Raw genomic sequence first — 18,308 nt, 5'->3', positions numbered from 1 at the left:
GCTCTATTTTTTTATACAAAATATATTTCCATCAAGATCATTGGTTAAAGCATATGTTAATCCTCTACAATCATCACAAGCATATCTCAACTCACATGATTTACATTCACTTAAACTGTCCTTGTTCAATTTCCAATACTTATTTAAATTCTCTTCCTTAAAAGTTGCCGAAATATTATTGATATTACCATACATAAATTCCCTTAATCCGGAACAAGGATATATATTGCCTTCATTATCAAAAAAGCAACTTTGAAAAAAACAAGGATTGTATTTTTTGCTAATGGAGATACTCTCCATAGACACTCGTTGCAACCTGCTAAGATCTTTTATATACTCTTTAGGCACTAACTCCCTGTCATTTGGAACGAAAAAGTCAAACATAATATTCTGAAAATTATGTTCTGTTAATGACTTGTATAAATTATAAACATCATTTTTAATTCTATAATCAGCTAAAAATAAATATGTAACATTTATACCTTCATATATTTTAACTTCATCAAATAGCTGCCATATATTAAAGTCTTCCTTAATATATTTTTGCACCATAAGAGTAATCTTCTTCTCTTTTATATACTCTATTATTTCATTGTCTTTAATGCTTGATACTATGTTAAGTACTATATTATTAATTCCAGTCTTAATTGCATACTCAACAATTTTCTTAACTTTATTCCAATCTAAAAGTAAATTTCCACCTTTTATATATATCTGTTTACAATTATATATGGCCAATATATCGATTATTTCATAGGCCATATTAAGCTCAATAAATTCATTATTTCCATCCCCATTACAACTTAGACATTTCATCTTATTAATTTTACTTTTTGAACCACAAAAATCACAGGATAAATCGCACCTATTTCCAATTTCAATAGTTGCTCTATTGATAACAGGAGGTAATTTAAAAAATATTTTTTCCATCCATTTTGGTAACAATTCTAACTTCTCTACAGTAAGGGGTGTTTCAGCATACTTACCTAGTTTTGCCTCTATTAAATTATTTAAATAAGCTTTAGCAGTTTCAATTTTTAAACCTATTTTTTCACAAGCCTCTATTACCGGTATATTACTTTCTGTCTGTGCTAATAATTCTTTTTCAACAGAATTAACTATAAAAACGTCCCCGCTCAAAATATTGTATATAGCACTTTCTTTTTCACCACTAACCAAATAGCATTCTTCCAATAATTTAAAATATTTCATTATTTTATTATCACCGCCATCTCTTTAATCTTATCGTAATATTCATTGAAATAGGTTCCAATCCAAGTTGGATTAAGTTCGAATATTGAATATGCAAATTCGAGATCTTTCTTAAAATCATATATTTTCTCTTTGCATATATCGGGGTGAATATCTACCCCTTTCTTCATGGTGATTGATGTAAAACACCTTTTACATGTATTTCTAAGCAAACATTTATTACATTTTTTAGACACAACTTCATTATATTGATTAACAATATCTGCACATTTATTAAAATCTAAACCATTATAAACATTGCCAATACTAACCTCACGACTTACCTTTTCGCAAATATAAATTTCTCCTTGATAATCAACAAACAATTTAGTTCCCGGGATGCAGGACCCGGTATATTTAATCACTTTATCATTTTGCGGATTTAAATTTACTTGTTTCATGAATATAGATGTACAAATATCACCTAAAACCCTATGCATAAATGAATTTAGGTTATGATTTTTACCCTCTTGAACATCGACAATAAAACTTTCCTTTAATTCTTCTAAACTTTTATTAAAAGAAATATAATCCTCTTTTGTAAACTGATTAAAATAATCTGTACCAAAGGAATTTACTCCATTGATTGTTAATTCAACTACTTGAGAATTTTCACGAAAAAATTCCTCCATCTTTTGAAAATCTGTTTTGTAATCAAATACTGTACTAAGAAATACCGGTGTTTTTTGCTTTTCGTATAGTTTTTTTATATTTTTCATTACAAAATCAAAAGTCCCATGGCCGGATGCATTAACTCTATTTCTATCATGGTTCTCTTTATATCCATCTAAACTAACAATAGTACTAAATTTCTCTATTACCAAAAAGTCTATAATATCATCTGTTAGTAAGGATCCATTTGTTGTTACAGAAAAATAAATTTGCTCATCATATAGACTTTTTGCATATTCTACACATTGTTTAATTAAATCAAAATTAAGTAATGGCTCTCCTCCGTAAAAGGATATAACAGGTCTTCGATTAGGATTATAATCTTTGGCTTCTTCTATATATCTTAAATATAGGTCTATGCTTTTCTTTGCTGTCTCTAAACTCATATTATCAGTTTTATGTATCCGTTGACCTGAATAACGACCTGAGAACACACAATATTTACAACGAAAATTACATTGACTAGTGACCTCAATTGCCAATTGTACAAAACCAGCTTTAAATAAATTTATCTTAATATCTTCTCCGCTATAATTAAATTTTGTATTATAATCTTCTTCTTTCTGAAAACCACTTAAATTAATTATATCTTTATATCTTTTTTCATCTTCCTCTATCCACTTTTTTCCTAAAACTATATTAGAATCAGGAAAATATATATATTCACCACCACTATATGTAGAAAACTCATATTTATCTAGCTTGTCCATAACATCACCTTTTTCCTGTTGTTTACATTTTCCATTATTTTTCATTATTATACATTATTAACAATATCATTACAAGTAAATTATCTTAAGAAATTGGTCTTTTTGTCAGAATTAATTATAAATAGTTAAATGTGTTACCTTTCTACAGCAATAGAGTGAGAACACCCCTAGAACAAAAAATGCACACCATACAGTATAAAGCAACCGTACAGTATGCATTTCGATATTTTTCTTTCTTCCTATACATGCACATTAAGATAGCAGTAGAATTTACTTTCTTAGTTATTAATCTATATCGACACAAATTCCCTTATATAGTATTAAACATCCATACTTTATCATTTCCATTGTCATATTTCAATCTTTTTCATTATTTTGATATTTCAGTCATATTTTTCTCATATACTAATCCATATATCCCTTCATAAACACCCTTCTTCCATCTGTCTTTATGGTAATAGCCCCACTTTCATAGGTTATTACAAGCTCACTTCCTATATCATCTAATCTTTCCAGAAGCTCCTCATGAGGGTGACCGTAACGGTTATCTTTACCACAGGAAATTAGCGACAACCTAGGTTTAATAATTTTAAGAAATTCCTGACTAGTGGAGTTTTTTGATCCATGATGTGCTACCTTAAGTACATCATATTGGGATAAGGGCATTTTTGTAATATTTCTCTCCCCCTCTGCTTCCAAATCCCCCGTAAGAAGCATATCAAAATCTCCGTATTTCACACTAAGAACAGTAGAATAAGCATTTCTAGAAGAGTACATATAACCTTCTAGAGGATGTAGACATGTTATATCCAGCTTACCTTCCCTAATATAATCCCCTGCCTTAATATACATAAGATTAACCTTACATTTAGCAGCCAGTTCCTTTAAATCCTTAAACTCATCCTGATCATTTATAGTTATATCTTCCCTATCCCATCTATTATTACTACTATCTATCTTAGGTAAAATTAGATTTACTATTTTTATCTTCCCATCTTCCATTAGTTCCATAAGGCCGCTAGTATGATCCGTATCTCCATGGGTAACTATGGCATAATCTATATGATTAATTCCCCTTGATAATAAAAATGGCCTTATACGATATATGCCCACCCCATTTACATCAATACTGCCCCCATCAATAAGGAAATTCAAGCCTTCCCCTGTCTCCATATATATGGCTTCTCCCTGTCCCACATCTAGCATGGTAACAGTTAAGCCCTCCCCTTGCTTTGGAAATATCAAAATCCCAACTGCAAATAAAAGAATTAATAGGAAGCTCCTTTTTTTATACCTATTAACTCCATAGATAAAGATAAGAATAAGTAAGTAATAAAGCACTATCCGAATTATATCCGGCCTTCCGACAGTTAATAGATTAGCCGGCATCTTGCTTCCAATTGTGCAAACAAACTCATAGAAGCTTAGTATATACTTAGCTCCTCCTGCCACAAACATAGCAATAGGATAAAACAAGAAGCCAAAGACACCTGCTACTATAGCTGTTAAAAGCAGCAAGGATGTTAAGGGTAAGATTATAAGATTAATAATGACACTATAAATTGAGATTTGAAAGAAGAAATAAAGAATTGCCGGAAGAGTGAATATTTGAACACAGACACTTGTATAAAGACTTTGAAGCAGAATTTTTTTACTCTTAAAGAGAATATTAAAACAAGGTACAAGTAATGCAATTCCAAAAACAGCAGCAAATGATAATAAAAAACCGGCATTAAAAATCTCCATAGGATTTTGAAGAAGTATTATAAAAGCACTTAAAGATAGGGCCGACAGCATATCAAAGGTCTTTCCTATAATTTTTGCAATCAGCATTACACTATACATTACAACAGCTCTGTTGGTGGACACACTGAAATTAGTAAGCACTCCGTAGCTATAGATAAAAATCAAAGACAAAAGGGTAGATACTATAAGCCCCAATCTTAATTTTCTTAAACAAAAGTAGACTGCTGCACCAACTAAAGATATATGAAGTCCTGAAATAGCAAGGATATGGGAAATTCCATTTTCCTGATATAGGCTGTTTATTTCGTCCCCCAACAAATACTTTTCTCCCAGAACCATGGCCATTAAGATTCCCGCTTCTTTCTCTGGGAGAATTTTTTCATAGGAATTTATAAGCTCCCTCTTAATTTTATTTAAAATAAAGTGATATTTTGAATAATTATCATCTGCTAAGTCAATTTCCTTTGCATAGACTTTATAATCGATATTTTGAATTTTATAATAGAGATTTTCGTTAAATCCACCGGGATTGGTGTTTTTAGAGAATTTATAGATGGTTCCTGAGACAGTAATTTGATTTCCGATTAGATATTCACAAGAATCTTTAGCATATACCAAAATATTTTCAACAAGATATGTGCTACCCTCTAATAATGTAACTTTGTTATCTTTTAAATAATATACATTACCGGAAGGCTTTTTTACAATCATATTTACTTCCCCTGTAAGGCTACAAGCCTCCTTTTCTCTAAAAGCCATATCCATATCAGGAGGCTTCATCTGTTCACCCATGGCAAAATAGCCAAGGAAGATAAGAAAAGGCAGACTCCACAAAAATATATCCTTACGGTTAATAAATTTATTAAGAGGAAACATAAAAAGATATATAAGTAACCAGCCCACAAAAGCCAGTATAACTAAAAAAATCAGGGGGATTTTATACCAGGCTAAAAGTATTCCCATAACAAAAGCCCCAATCCCCCAAAGGAAAGGTCTCTTAATCACTTCATTAAACCTCCCCCCTATTGATTGTCTTCATTAATTGCTAGATTTCTTTCAAACAAAACTCCGAAGGGTAAATTATGGTAAGTTTCCACAATCTCACCGTTAATTCTAAACTGCACTCTATTTATACCCGGAAGCTCAACCAGTGAATTTACAATAGAATATATAGCAACCTCTTCTGTTATGCCCGGCAGCTTCTCTAGGAATTTTTCATTTAAATCTACATAGCAGATTTTTTCCTTAGTTGAAACATTTAGAAGGGTAGTTCCTTCAGGAACTGTAGGATATAGGCCAATCTCCGTAGGTCCGTTAATTATCTGGTTAATTACATGTTCCTCAATAGTAGATGTACCGGTATAATAAATATTTCTGGTGGTCTTCTTTAATAAATTACCTGCTTCATTGGCAAAATATAAGGTTACATTATAGTTGGTCTCAGCTCCTGTATTTTCAACAAAAAATTCTGCCGTCATTAGGCCAATCTGTATGCCATTGGAATCCACAAGGGGCTGGTCGTTAACGTTAAACAAGACAAAATCTATACCCGGAATCTGGCACATAGTCTTAACAATTGTGGCTCTACATAAAATTTCTTGTATTCCTTTTAACTCACCATACTTTGAATCAAAATTGATAATTAACTGATCATTATCAATTTTGTAATCTAGAATTGATACTCCTTCAGGAATGCCCCTTTTATAGGTTACATTTTTAGGTTCCTTTTGCAGTACTTCCATAATTTCTGACACCAGTTCTTTTCTGCTGCTTCCTTTAGGAATATAACTTTCACTTACAATACCAGAAGACTTACTGTCTATGCAATAAATCTGATATTCATTTTTTGATTTATCTGATTTATCTTTATTAATACTGCAAGAAGTTAAAATCAAAATCGTAGGAAGTATGATAAAAACTAACAGTCTTTTCATTAATACCTCATTCCTTTGCAATAATCATATAAATTACCGCAAAATATATTAAAAAACAAAATCTTTATACATATAAATTCATAAAAGGTTTAAATTATATAATAATATTTTACCTATTTAAATCTAGGATATAAAGTTTAAAGGAATCCTTACATTAAAGGTTGTCCCTTCCCCTTCTTGGCTATATATCTTTATAGCACCCCTATGCATCTGTACTACACTCTTAGTAATTGCAAGACCTAATCCTGTACCACCGGTTTCTCTAGATCTGGCCTTATCTACTCTATAAAAACGTTCAAAGATTAAATCCTGTACATCCTCAGGTATACCTATACCGGAATCTGCAACCTTAACATAGAAATACTTATGGTCTGCATTCAGTGATACCCTTATCCAACCATCAGGGACATTGTATTTAATAGCATTCTCAATAAGATTGGTTAAGGCAAGTGAAATCTTTACTTCATCCACATCTGCCATTACCGGCCGAAAGCTTTCATATATTATTTCAATGTTTTGCTTCTTTGCAATAGGACCGAGCCGCTTTAAAATCTGCTCCAAAAGATCATTGACATTTACGCTGGTAATATTTAAATCACCGGAAGTTTTATTAAGCTTTACTAAGGAAAGCAAATCATTAATGATTTTATTTTCTCTCTCAATTTCCTCAGATATATCAACTAAAAACTCACGGTAAAGTTCCACAGGGGCATCTTCTTGCATAAGAAGAGATTCAGCCAGAACCTTAATGGAAGTAATAGGAGTCTTTAACTCATGGGATACATTGGATACAAACTCCTGCCTACTACTTTCTATTTTATTCATCCGATTTATCATTTTGTTAAATGAATCGGATATTCTTTCTATTTCATAATACCCTTTAATTGATACTCCCTCTTCCATAAAGCCCTCTGTTAAATGATCAATTGAATTAACAATATCGGTCAAAGGCTTTGTTAAACGCATAGAAAAATATATGCCAAATATAACAATAAAAATAGCTAAAGCTAAGGTAAATATAATGGCCCTTTGTTCCATACCATTTAATATGCTTTGTATGTCTTTGGTAGATGAATTCATAACAACAGCACCCACAATAACCTTTTCTTCCTCGGTCGTATGGGTGATGGGATATGTTAATACAACATAATTATTTTCTTTATCATGAACTCTGCTGCTGTTTCCTTCAAAGCACTGTATTACTTCTTTAGATACTAAATACTTATTGCTATCATAAAGGCCATAGGTATCCTCAACTATATTAAGATTATTATTAACAATAACAATTCTCCCTTGAAAAAACTCAGCTAGTCGTTTAACTTCACTATCAATTTCCGGTACATCTGCCAGTGTCAGATAACCTGTGGTAATCATCTGATTGGATAGCATGATAATCTGGTTCTGCATTTGGTTATATTTATTACTTAATGCTTTTTCCTCATAGTTATTTAATAGGGTATATGAAAAAATATATAAGGGAACCACACCTACTATGATAAAAACAAGCAGCATGTGCATCCTCATGCTATTTAATAGTTTTAGATTATTCTTGATTTTGGAAATAATAGCCTACACCCCATTTTGTATGTATATATTTTGGTTCGCTTGGATTACTTTCAATTTTTTCGCGAAGCCTTCTGATATGAACATCCACAGTTCTTACATCTCCGGGATAATCATATCCCCATACAATATTTAGGAGGTTTTCACGGCTATATACCTTGTTAGGGTTTAATACCATTAATTCAAGCAAATCAAATTCCTTAACTGTTAAGTTAACTTCACTATCGGATATATATACTCTTCTATTTTCACAGTCAATTTTCATGTCATTAAATGAGATTGTCTTTGGCTCATTTGTAGGAACAGTATTTTTTCCACTGCGGCGCATAATAGCCTTAATTCTAGCTTTTACTTCCAGGATGTTAAAGGGCTTAGTAATATAATCGTCTGCCCCATACTCTAGACCAAGAATCTTGTCCATATCATCACCCTTAGCTGTCAGCATAATAATAGGCATGGAGGAAAATTCCCGAATCTGTTGACATACTTCAAATCCTGTTAGCTTTGGAAGCATAACATCTAGAAGTACTACATCATATTCCGTTTTTCTTGCAGCTTCGAGAGCTTCTTCACCATCATAAGCGCAATCCACTTCCATACCGTCTTGTTCCAGACTAAAACGGATCCCTTTAACTATTAACTTTTCATCATCGACTACAAGTACTTTCTTTGCCATTGATACACCTCATTCTTTTTATAATTTAAACTTTCCAAATAACGGAATGTATTTCTGTTCTTATGTTACCGATTATTTAACAGTAATTAAATCTTTAACCTTACTAAACAAGCCTTCCTTAATTCCCGGTACCATCATTAAATCAGATATTTGCTTAAAACTGCCGTATTTATTCCTATATTCTACTATACTTTTTGCTTTTGACTGACCGATACCAGGCAAACTCATCAGTTCTGTTTCATCTGCTCTATTAATATTAACCTTAATATTGATGCTTTTACTGTCTGACTTAGGGCTTTCTTCGCCATTTATATACTCTGTTAAACTTAGCTGCTTTAGTTCCTCCTTGGTGGGAATATAGATTCTTTGGCCATCTTCAACTATCACTGCTTGATTTATATAATCACCGGCAGCATTATCACTTAAACCTCCTGCCAGTTCAATTAAATCTACCAGCCTAGATTCTGCCTTTATCTCATATACTCCGGGATTAACTACAGCACCACATATATGGGCATAAACAATACTCTCTTTGTCTAAGGAGTCATCCCCATAATCCTGCTGTATATCTGTATACATTAATGGCTTGTCCTCACTACCAGGTTCCATATCTATACTTTCATCATCTTGATTACTTTCCGAAGATGTAAGCATTATCTCCTGCCCGGGATCCTTTCTATATGAGCAACTATAACACATTCCTGCTATAAGAAGATATAAACAGGATACTATAATAATTATACCTTTATTTTTCATCATCATCTTCCTTTGATTCCCCTATGTTTTAGGGCTTTATCAAAAGATCTAAAAAGTACCCTCTATACTTTATTATGATGACTTATCTTTATTTTACCTAAACTGCGAAGTTAATACAATAGGCATTTCAACAAATTAATTGAAATTTTTTTTATCGTTATTCCCATTTAAAAGTAATAATTCCTCCAATTATAATTATAATTCCTATTAACTTACGCCACTGAAAGTCTACCTTTTCCGAACCAAAAATGCCAAAAAGCTCAATTATATATGCTATAAGCAGCTGAGAAGTAATAATAAACATATTTGCTCTGGCAGGGCCTAAGGCTTCCACACTTTTTATAACCGTATAGGTAATAAATGCCCCTATAGCTCCCCCAAGTAGCATATACTTATTATCTATCTTAAGAAGATCCATAAAGCTGCTACTACGTCCCGTAAAAAACCATGCCCCAAGACAGACTATTAGGGCACTAAATTGTACAAAACTTGCACAAACCCAAATACCGGTCTGTTTTGTCACACCGGTATTAAATACTCCCTGTATACTCATTAATGCACCGGAAACAATGGCAATTATAATACCCCACATACTTATCAAACCTTTCCTAATAATAACTATCCTTCTTTAACATTTCCAGTTTTCATTATAAGTATACAAATACATTCCATTTTTGCTTAAGTAAAAAGCCGCCATAAAATATCTGCATATAAGTAAACTGATATTTTATGGCGGCTATTTTATTTGTTCAACTTGTCAATACATTGCTCTAAGATTGATATCATCTCATCCACATGCTTATGGTCCAATATAAGCGGTGGCAGAAAACGTATTACATTGGTTCCTGCTGATATTAATATAAGTCCCATATCCAAAGCAGCTGATATAATATCCTTAACAGGAATCTCAAATTCCAAACCTTGCATAAGTCCAATCCCGCGATGTTCTTTAATAATATCATGTTTATCCTTTAATTCACTAAGTCTTTGATAAAGATACTGTCCCATGATATTAACATGTTCTGTGACTTTTTTGTATTCAAATAAGTCAAATACCTTACTTACAGCTGCCGTCACCATGGGATTGCCCCCATAGGTAGTTCCGTGATCACCGGGCTCAAATGCTGCTGCCACTTCCTTGGTTGCCGCAAATGCTCCAACCGGTACACCGCAGCCTAAGGCTTTAGCGCTGGTCATAATATCAGGCATTACCTTGTAGCCCTGATATGAAAACATGGAGCCGGTTCTACCCATTCCACATTGGATTTCATCAAAAATCAGCAATATACCCTTGTCATCGCAAAGTTTTCTTACTCCTTTAATGAATTCCTCCGTTGCGGGGTAGATACCCCCTTCCCCCTGGACCGGCTCCATTATGACAGCGCATGTGTTTTCATTTATAGAAACTTTTACGCTATCCAAATTGTTAAACTCTGCAAATTTCACCCCGCCAATTAGGGGTTCAAAAGCCTCTCTGTATTTTTTTGTTCCCGTAATGCTTAAAGCACCCATAGTTCTGCCATGAAAAGCATGATCCATGGCAACTATCTCCCCACCAGTTTTACCTGTCTTTTTATAGTGATATTTTCTGGCAAGCTTGATAGCCCCTTCCACAGCTTCAGTTCCACTGTTTGTAAAAAACACCTTATCCATGCCGGAAGCTTTAGAGAGTTTCTTTGCCCCTTCAATAGAAGGAATATTATAAAAGTAATTGGATGTATGAAGTAGCAGGTCTATCTGATTTTTTAGGGCCAAAACATACTCCCGGTTTCCATACCCTAGGGCAAATACTCCTATTCCCGATGTAAAATCAAGATATTGTTTACCATAAACATCATACAAATACATACCGTTGCCATAATTAAGTACTACAGGATAACGATTGTAGGTACCTATAAACACATTTTCCGCTTCATTAATACATTTTTCAATTAAATCCATTGTATTAATCTCCCCTTCCTATATGGACATGGCCAAGACCTTAAATTACTTAACAAGTGCCTATTTCATTATCAAAAAGATTCTCCTGATGTATAATTGCTGTTCCTATTCCCTTGTTTGTAAAAAACTCCAACAAGAGACAATGGGGCATCCTACCGTCTAGAATATGCACCCGGGATACTCCATTTCTAACAGCATCTACACAATTTTTTAATTTAGGCAGCATTCCACCACCGACAAATCCACTGGCCAAAAGTTCATCGGCTTTATCTAGTGTTAGGACGGAGATAAGGCTTTTTTTCTCATTTGGATCTGCATATACACCTTCGATATCGGTTAAAAATACAAGTTTCTCTGCTCCTATGGCTGTAGCTACAGCACAGGCTGCATCATCGGCATTGATATTATAACTGACAAAATTATCATCCAATCCTATAGGGGAAATTATAGGAACAAAATCATTATCAATTAAGGTGTTTATTAAATCTATATTAACTTCCTTTATATTACCTACTAATCCTATATCCCTTCCATTTACTAATTTTTTCTCAACCTTAAGGGTAGCTCCGTCCTTACCGCTGATTCCTACTGCTTTAACCCCCAGTTTTTCAACCATTTGTACTAGATTCTTATTAACTTTTCCTAGTACCATTTCGGCAATCTCCATGGTCATATCATCGGTAACCCGAAGTCCCTCCACAAATTTAGATTCATGGCCTAGCTTTTTTAACCAAGAGGTTATTTCTTTTCCTCCACCATGAACAATTATGGGCTTCATTCCCACCAGTTTAAGCAGCGCCACATCTTTTATAACATTTGACTGGAGATTTTCATCTATCATGGCACTGCCCCCATATTTTACTACAACTTTTTTATTATTAAATTTTTGAATATATGGCAGGGCCTCAATTAAGGTCTGAGCCTTTAGTAGAATCTGATCCATGTATTCCATATGCTTTATTCCTTTCAGATTATTATTTAAGTTACTATCTACTAAGAGCGATATTCTGCATTAATTTTTACATAATCATAGGATAAATCACAACCCCATGCAGTCGCATGGGCCAAGCCTTGTTTTATATCAGCAATTACCCTTATTTCTTGGGATGATAGTATATTTGAAGCCATTTCTTCAGAATAATCTGCTGCTACTCCATCTTCAACTAGTTTTAGGCTACCACCATTGCTCTCTATGAAAATATCCACCTTGTTAGGGTCAAATTCCACTCCGCAATAGCCCATGGCACACAATATTCTTCCCCAATTAGCGTCATTACCAAAGATTGCTGTTTTAACCAGGTTTGATGTTATAATAGATTTGCTTAAATTAACTGCTTCCTCCCAAGTTTTAGCTGACTTTACCGTAACTTCTAAAAGTTTTGTGGCACCTTCTCCGTCAGCTGCTATCATTTTAGCCAAATTACTTGTAACAAGATTTAGAGCTTTGCAGAATATATCATAATCTTCATTTTTTTCAGTAATAGTATTATTTCCTGCCATTCCATTGGCTAGGGCAATTAATGTATCATTGGTACTGGTGTCCCGATCCACAGAAATCATATTAAAGGTATGCTTAACATTTTCCTTCAATGCTTCTTGAAGCAAATCTTTACTGATTGCTATATCTGTTGTAATTACACCAATCAATGTGGCCATATTAGGGTGTATCATTCCGGAGCCTTTAGCCATTCCACCTATGGTTACCTGTTTTTGGCCTAAATTAAAAGTAACAGCATATTCTTTAGAATATGTGTCAGTTGTCATTATAGCCTCTGCCGCCATAGATGCGGCCTCTTTTGTATCTTCTAATTCCTTAACCAGCTTAGGGATACCCTCTTTTATTATATCAATAGGTAGCTGTTTTCCGATTACCCCTGTGGATGCCGTATATACAGCTTCAACAGGAAGCTGTAATTCATCAGCCACTGCCTTAGCCATAAGAAAATTATTTTTCTCCCCTTCTTTGCCGGTACATGCATTGGCAACTCCACTATTTATTACAAGGGCTTGAATATTTTCACTTTCCTTTGTCAGCTTAATATCCCATAATACAGGAGCTGCCTTAACTATATTTGTAGTAAAAGTTCCTGCTCCCTTAGCAGGAACAGTAGAATAAACCAGAGCCATATCTTTTCTTTTTTTCTTTATTCCAGCATAAATTCCTGCTGCCTTAAATCCTTTAGGTGATGTAACACCTCCGGTAATTATATTCATAATATTCCTCCATCCTTGATGAATAATATGTAATTATTCAATCAACAGTGAATTGTTTTTCATAATTATACACTAGGATTTATTATTATGCAACACCTATTTTATTTTTTTATATTTATTCCAAGCTCAAGCAGTTTTTCATATATCTTTGCTATAGGAAAACCGACAACATTATAATAATCCCCATGAATTTCTTTTATATAGATACCAAATCCCCCCTGTATAGCGTAAGCACCGGCTTTATCATAGGCTTCTCCTGTGTCTACATAGTCAATAATCTCTTCCATACTTAAAGGAGCAACTACTACCTGTGTATTTACACTAAAAACTATCTCCTTATTAAATTCCTTAACCTTATTATTACTTTTTATTATTATGCAGACTCCTGTATACACCTCATGAATATCATCAGAAAGAGATTGAAGCATCTTGATAGCTTCTTCCCTATCCTTAGGTTTTCCTAGGGCATTATTCTTATGAAAAACCATAGTATCAGCACCTATAATAATGTAGTTATCTTGTCCATCTTTAATCCCTTCTGCCACATTCTTAGCCTTGAGAGAAGCTAAAGCTTCTACCATAGCTGCAGGCTCTTTCTCCTCTACCTCTTCCTTAACCTGGGCAGCCATAACTTCATAAGCAATGCCCATCTGCTCCAAAATTTCTTTTCTTCTAGGGGATGCTGATGCAAGTATAATTCTGAACATAATTTCTCCTCTCGTTACATATGCTAGCTATAGTTAGTTACTATAATAATCATTTTTCATTATAATAATATAACATAAAATGTAAAGCAGAAAAATTATAAAGTATATTGCTATTGTATTTTTATAATCTTTTTTTATTTTTCTATTGCATATTAATAAATATTATTGTATATTTAATCACATAGGACAAGAATATATTTTATATTACAAAAAGAATTTTCTCTTATGTCAAAATTATTTAAATGAAAGGAACGGAGAGTACTATGAAAGAAAAAGTTATACTTGCATATTCCGGTGGTCTAGATACCACAGCTATTATTCCTTGGTTAAAGGAAAATTATGATTATGAAGTAATTTGTGTTTGTGTTGATGTGGGGCAAGAAAGCGAACTTGAGGGACTGGAAGAAAGGGCAAAACTATCCGGAGCCGAAAAATTATATATTGAAGATGTAGTAGATGAGTTTGTAGAAGACTATATCCTTCCCTGTGTAAAAGCCGGTGCCGTATATGAGAACAAATATCTTCTAGGCACTGCCATGGCTAGACCTGTTATTGCAAAAAAACTGGTCGAAATTGCAAAAAAGGAAGGGGCCACTGCCATATGCCATGGGGCCACAGGAAAAGGTAACGATCAGCTACGTTTTGAGCTTACTATTAAAGCCTTAGCACCCCATCTTAAAATAATTGCTCCTTGGAGAATCTGGGATTTATCTTCTAGGGAAGAAGAAATTGAATACTGTGCTAAACATGGAATAAATCTACCTTTCTCTGCAGATAACAGCTATTCGAGAGATCGTAACCTATGGCATATCAGTCATGAAGGACTGGAACTAGAAGATCCTGCAATAGCACCTAATTATGATCATTTATTAGTGCTTAGTGTACCACCTATGAAGGCACCGGATAACGGAGAGACCATAAGTCTTAGCTTCGAAAAGGGAATACCTACTGCCTTAAACGGTAAATCCATGTCTCCTACTGATATTATAAAAGAGCTTAATGTTATTGGGGGAAAGCATGGTATAGGCATTGTAGATATAGTTGAAAACCGTGTTGTTGGAATGAAATCCAGAGGAGTATACGAAACTCCCGGGGGAACAATACTTATGGAAGCTCATACCCAGTTGGAGGAACTGATTTTAGATAGAGATACCCTATCTGCGAAAAAAGAAATTGCCAACCGCTTTGCCTCCCTAGTATATGAAGGAAAATGGTTTGCTCCCTTAAGAAAAGCCTACCAAGCATTTATTGATTCCACCCAGGAATATGTTACAGGGGAAGTTAAGCTTTTACTTTATAAAGGTAATATAATTAAGCAAGGAACCACATCTTTATATTCTTTATATGATGAAAGTATTGCATCGTTCACTACAGGAGAACTATATAATCATAAAGATGCCGAAGGTTTTATAAATCTTTTTGGATTGTCTATGATGGTTCGTGCATTAAAACAGGGATTTTAATGCAAAAATTGTGCAGTATTAACAAAATATAGTAACAAACTTATCCTTATTGTTAATATACAAAAAATAGTAGATTTGTTAAAATTAACATGTATTATTTTTTATAAAATTAAGGAGGAGTTATAATGAAATTAAGAAGCAAAATCTTGGCTGGATTTCTTGCTACGATTATTTGCCTGTCATTAACTGTAGGCACTGCACTTGCAAGTACTGACCAACTTCCTTATGACTATCCCGAAGAAGCCGGTGTAGCAACAGACAATGATGTTTGGGTTAAAATTATCGGCGGCGGCAACGTACTTGGAGATACTGATATTGCACATGCAACAAGATCTGTAGATATCACCATTACCGGAAAAGCTTCCTTCGATTTAGAGTTTATCTACAACTCTGATGCCGGTTGGCTTCCTGTTATGCAAAAGGGTGAAAGCGTAGACGGTGAGAAAGTTTATAATTTTGAAATGAACGGTGACGGCACCAGCTGGTGTGAAGCTGTAGTTAACTTACAGAATAAATCTGAAGGACCACTTCAGGTTACAAAAATGGAATTCAAAGATGAAGCCGGAAATGTTCTTTTAACAGTTGGTGGGGATTCGGAAGCTGCAGCTAGCGATTCCACTCCTAAGACAGGGGTTGTTTCAACAGCTATATTCTTTGGTCTAGGGGCAGCTGCATTTGGTACCGGTGCAGTTCTTCTCAAGAAGAAAGAAGATTAATTTCATTTGCTCACATTTTATAATACATAAAGATAAGGGTGTATCAACTATATAGTTGATACACCCAATTTAATTTAAAATACTATATACATAAGGAGCTTGCTTTTTCGCTAATATAGTTTTGATCAATGTATTTTTTTACAAACTTTTCTACTTTTTCCTCATAACCTTTTGGATTTACTATACATGATTTGCCATGTCCGGCTCCGGCCACTAAATATAAGGCCTTATTTCTTTCTTTACTTTTATACATCTTTTTAGACATTATTGCAGGAACATAACTATCCTTCTTACCATGAATAAATAATACCGGTGTCTTTACTTTCCTGATAACGCTTTCACAAGATACATCTTCATACCTAAAACCGGCTCTTAGGTAAGTAATAAAACTTTCTATAGGTATCAATAGTTTAGGCAGATGATAATAGGATTTTAATTGATGAATTAATAATTCTTTTAAATCAGAATATGCACAATCTGCAATTGTACATATAACTCTATCATCTATTCCCAAATGCAATAATACTGTAGTAGCCCCCATGGATTCCCCATGGGTAATAATCTTACAATCAGAACCATAGGCCTTTAGGCACCAATCAACCAGTTTTTTTAAATCATATTTTTCGTAATACCCCATGGATGTATATGCCTTTCCGCTTAAACCATGATTCCTATGGTCATAAATCAAAACAGCAAATCCCATCTTTATAAAGATTTCTGCATATATTAAAGACTTGTATTTGCACTGAGAAAACCCATGGCATAGAATGGCGATATTTTTATTATTCCAATAAGCAGGTATAAGTAGTTCACAGGATAATTTATAACCGTAGTCGGAAAGAACCATAAACTGTTTCTTTTTAATTTTTTTATACCTTTCCTCATTAAGTTTTCCGTCTCTTACCGCCATTTTATATACCATACCACTTGATAGTCTTTTTGGTCGAAGTATCATATTGGAAAGTCCCCACAAAAAAGTGCCCAGCCAAAGTAAGATCATCTTAAACATCCTTATATCATATCTCCATTCAATCTATATATCAGAATGATACCCATGTATTTTTAGAATATACCCCAAAATAAATTTAAGACCAAAAATTAACCTTAAATTAACCTTTGGTCTTAAGTCTTATCTTTATTTCTTTGGTATAAAGCTATCAAAGATAATCATATCAAAATACTCTTTATTATCCTCTAAATCCTTCTGAGATTGTATGGTCCAAGCTGCCGTCTTTATTTTATATAATTTTCTACATATAGTAAAGGATAGACCTTTCTTATACTTATAATCATAGGCAATAAAATCAGGCTTTGTATGAAAGTTAAATAGTAAATGTTTTAAAATAAAATACTGCATCCTGCTGCCTTCTATTTTTTCTTTGGCAAAATCTGTGGATAACTGCCCTCTTACCACATCCGGAAAATGCTTTTTATACCATCCCAGTCCAAAAGGATTAAAAGATTCTATACAGAAGAGTCCCTTATAATTTTTCAGTTCTTTGGAAACTGCCATACATATATTATTAGGATTCCAAGGTATTTTCAATTCAATTATAATGGGAACCTTGCCATCAATACAGTTAAGTGCTTCCCGCAAAGTGGGTATTTTTTCTTTAGATTTAAATAATCTATACTTAGCTAAATCTTTATATTCTATTTCAGAAATCTTTTTGTTCACACCACAGGCCCGCTTTAAATCATTGTCATGAAAAACAACCGGAACCATATCCTTAGTAATCTGGACATCAAGTTCAATTCCATAACCATTATCCACAGCCTTTTTAAATGCTGCCAGGGAATTTTCAGGAGCCTCTGACTTATTATCATGTAAACCACGATGGGCATAGTACAATCCGCAAAATGGTTTGATTTTTGGATTTTCCTTTAATTTTGGCATTATGGCCAAGAGATAAAGTATAATTAAGACTGTCAAAAATATACCAAGTTCCAATAACATAT

The 18,308-nt window shown here is 33.6% G+C and carries 16 protein-coding genes; 2 read left to right on the top strand and 14 right to left on the bottom strand.

What is annotated here, in order from left to right:
- Positions 1 to 3: 3 nt before the first annotated feature.
- From SD1D_RS03910 to SD1D_RS03855, 12 genes are all read right to left on the bottom strand, one after another.
- On the bottom strand, positions 4 to 1,212 hold the full coding sequence (locus tag SD1D_RS03910; protein WP_058257710.1) for an SPASM domain-containing protein: 1,209 nt from the start codon (positions 1,210 to 1,212) through the stop codon (positions 4 to 6).
- Positions 1,212 to 2,633, bottom strand: coding sequence for a radical SAM protein (locus tag SD1D_RS03905; protein ID WP_157893094.1), 1,422 nt, complete (start codon positions 2,631 to 2,633; stop codon positions 1,212 to 1,214). The genes SD1D_RS03910 and SD1D_RS03905 overlap by 1 nt, the downstream gene beginning before the upstream one ends.
- Positions 2,634 to 3,038: 405 nt before the next feature.
- Positions 3,039 to 5,384 carry a DNA internalization-related competence protein ComEC/Rec2 gene (locus SD1D_RS03900; protein ID WP_058257708.1) on the bottom strand — a complete coding sequence of 782 codons (2,346 nt, stop codon included), beginning with the start codon at positions 5,382 to 5,384 and terminating at the stop codon, positions 3,039 to 3,041.
- A 17-nt stretch (positions 5,385 to 5,401) separates the two neighbouring features.
- Positions 5,402 to 6,313, bottom strand: coding sequence for a GerMN domain-containing protein (locus tag SD1D_RS03895; protein ID WP_058257707.1), 912 nt, complete (start codon positions 6,311 to 6,313; stop codon positions 5,402 to 5,404).
- Between the two features lie 123 nt (positions 6,314 to 6,436).
- On the bottom strand, positions 6,437 to 7,825 hold the full coding sequence (locus SD1D_RS03890; protein WP_242955248.1) for a sensor histidine kinase: 1,389 nt from the start codon (positions 7,823 to 7,825) through the stop codon (positions 6,437 to 6,439).
- 31 nt (positions 7,826 to 7,856) lie between these two features.
- Complete coding sequence (locus SD1D_RS03885) at positions 7,857 to 8,552, bottom strand: response regulator transcription factor (protein ID WP_058257705.1); 696 nt, start codon at positions 8,550 to 8,552, stop codon at positions 7,857 to 7,859.
- Between the two features lie 72 nt (positions 8,553 to 8,624).
- Entirely contained in the window at positions 8,625 to 9,308 is a 684-nt protein-coding gene (locus SD1D_RS03880; RefSeq protein ID WP_058257704.1) for a helix-hairpin-helix domain-containing protein, read from the bottom strand.
- A 157-nt stretch (positions 9,309 to 9,465) separates the two neighbouring features.
- Positions 9,466 to 9,900 carry a DMT family transporter gene (locus SD1D_RS03875; protein ID WP_058257703.1) on the bottom strand — a complete coding sequence of 145 codons (435 nt, stop codon included), beginning with the start codon at positions 9,898 to 9,900 and terminating at the stop codon, positions 9,466 to 9,468.
- A gap of 149 nt (positions 9,901 to 10,049) precedes the next feature.
- Positions 10,050 to 11,249, bottom strand: a complete 1,200-nt coding sequence (locus SD1D_RS03870; protein ID WP_058257702.1) for an aspartate aminotransferase family protein — start codon at positions 11,247 to 11,249, stop codon at positions 10,050 to 10,052.
- 49 nt (positions 11,250 to 11,298) lie between these two features.
- A complete protein-coding gene (gene argB / locus SD1D_RS03865) occupies positions 11,299 to 12,192 on the bottom strand; it encodes an acetylglutamate kinase (protein ID WP_058259187.1) in 894 nt (297 codons plus the stop codon).
- Positions 12,193 to 12,242: 50 nt separating this feature from the next.
- Positions 12,243 to 13,463, bottom strand: coding sequence for a bifunctional glutamate N-acetyltransferase/amino-acid acetyltransferase ArgJ (argJ, locus tag SD1D_RS03860; protein ID WP_058257701.1), 1,221 nt, complete (start codon positions 13,461 to 13,463; stop codon positions 12,243 to 12,245).
- A 101-nt stretch (positions 13,464 to 13,564) separates the two neighbouring features.
- Positions 13,565 to 14,170, bottom strand: coding sequence for a Maf family protein (locus tag SD1D_RS03855; protein ID WP_058257700.1), 606 nt, complete (start codon positions 14,168 to 14,170; stop codon positions 13,565 to 13,567).
- 263 nt (positions 14,171 to 14,433) lie between these two features.
- On the opposite strand from SD1D_RS03855, the gene SD1D_RS03850 reads away from it, so the two are divergent.
- Complete coding sequence (locus tag SD1D_RS03850; RefSeq protein ID WP_058257699.1) at positions 14,434 to 15,633, top strand: argininosuccinate synthase; 1,200 nt, start codon at positions 14,434 to 14,436, stop codon at positions 15,631 to 15,633.
- A gap of 125 nt (positions 15,634 to 15,758) precedes the next feature.
- Positions 15,759 to 16,349, top strand: a complete 591-nt coding sequence (locus SD1D_RS03845) for an LPXTG cell wall anchor domain-containing protein (protein WP_058257698.1) — start codon at positions 15,759 to 15,761, stop codon at positions 16,347 to 16,349.
- Positions 16,350 to 16,431: 82 nt separating this feature from the next.
- On the opposite strand, the gene SD1D_RS03840 is transcribed toward SD1D_RS03845, so the two are convergent.
- A complete protein-coding gene (locus tag SD1D_RS03840) occupies positions 16,432 to 17,349 on the bottom strand; it encodes an alpha/beta hydrolase (RefSeq protein WP_058257697.1) in 918 nt (305 codons plus the stop codon).
- Between the two features lie 135 nt (positions 17,350 to 17,484).
- Entirely contained in the window at positions 17,485 to 18,306 is an 822-nt protein-coding gene (locus SD1D_RS03835; RefSeq protein WP_058257696.1) for a glycerophosphodiester phosphodiesterase family protein, read from the bottom strand.
- Between the last annotated feature and the right edge of the window lie 2 nt (positions 18,307 to 18,308).

The organism is Herbinix luporum, from assembly GCF_900070325.1.
In the GTDB taxonomy this organism is placed as follows: Bacteria; Bacillota; Clostridia; order Lachnospirales; family Lachnospiraceae; genus Mobilitalea; species Mobilitalea luporum.
Note: the sequence above shows the minus strand (reverse complement) of the source record. Positions and strands in the feature narration are given on the sequence as shown.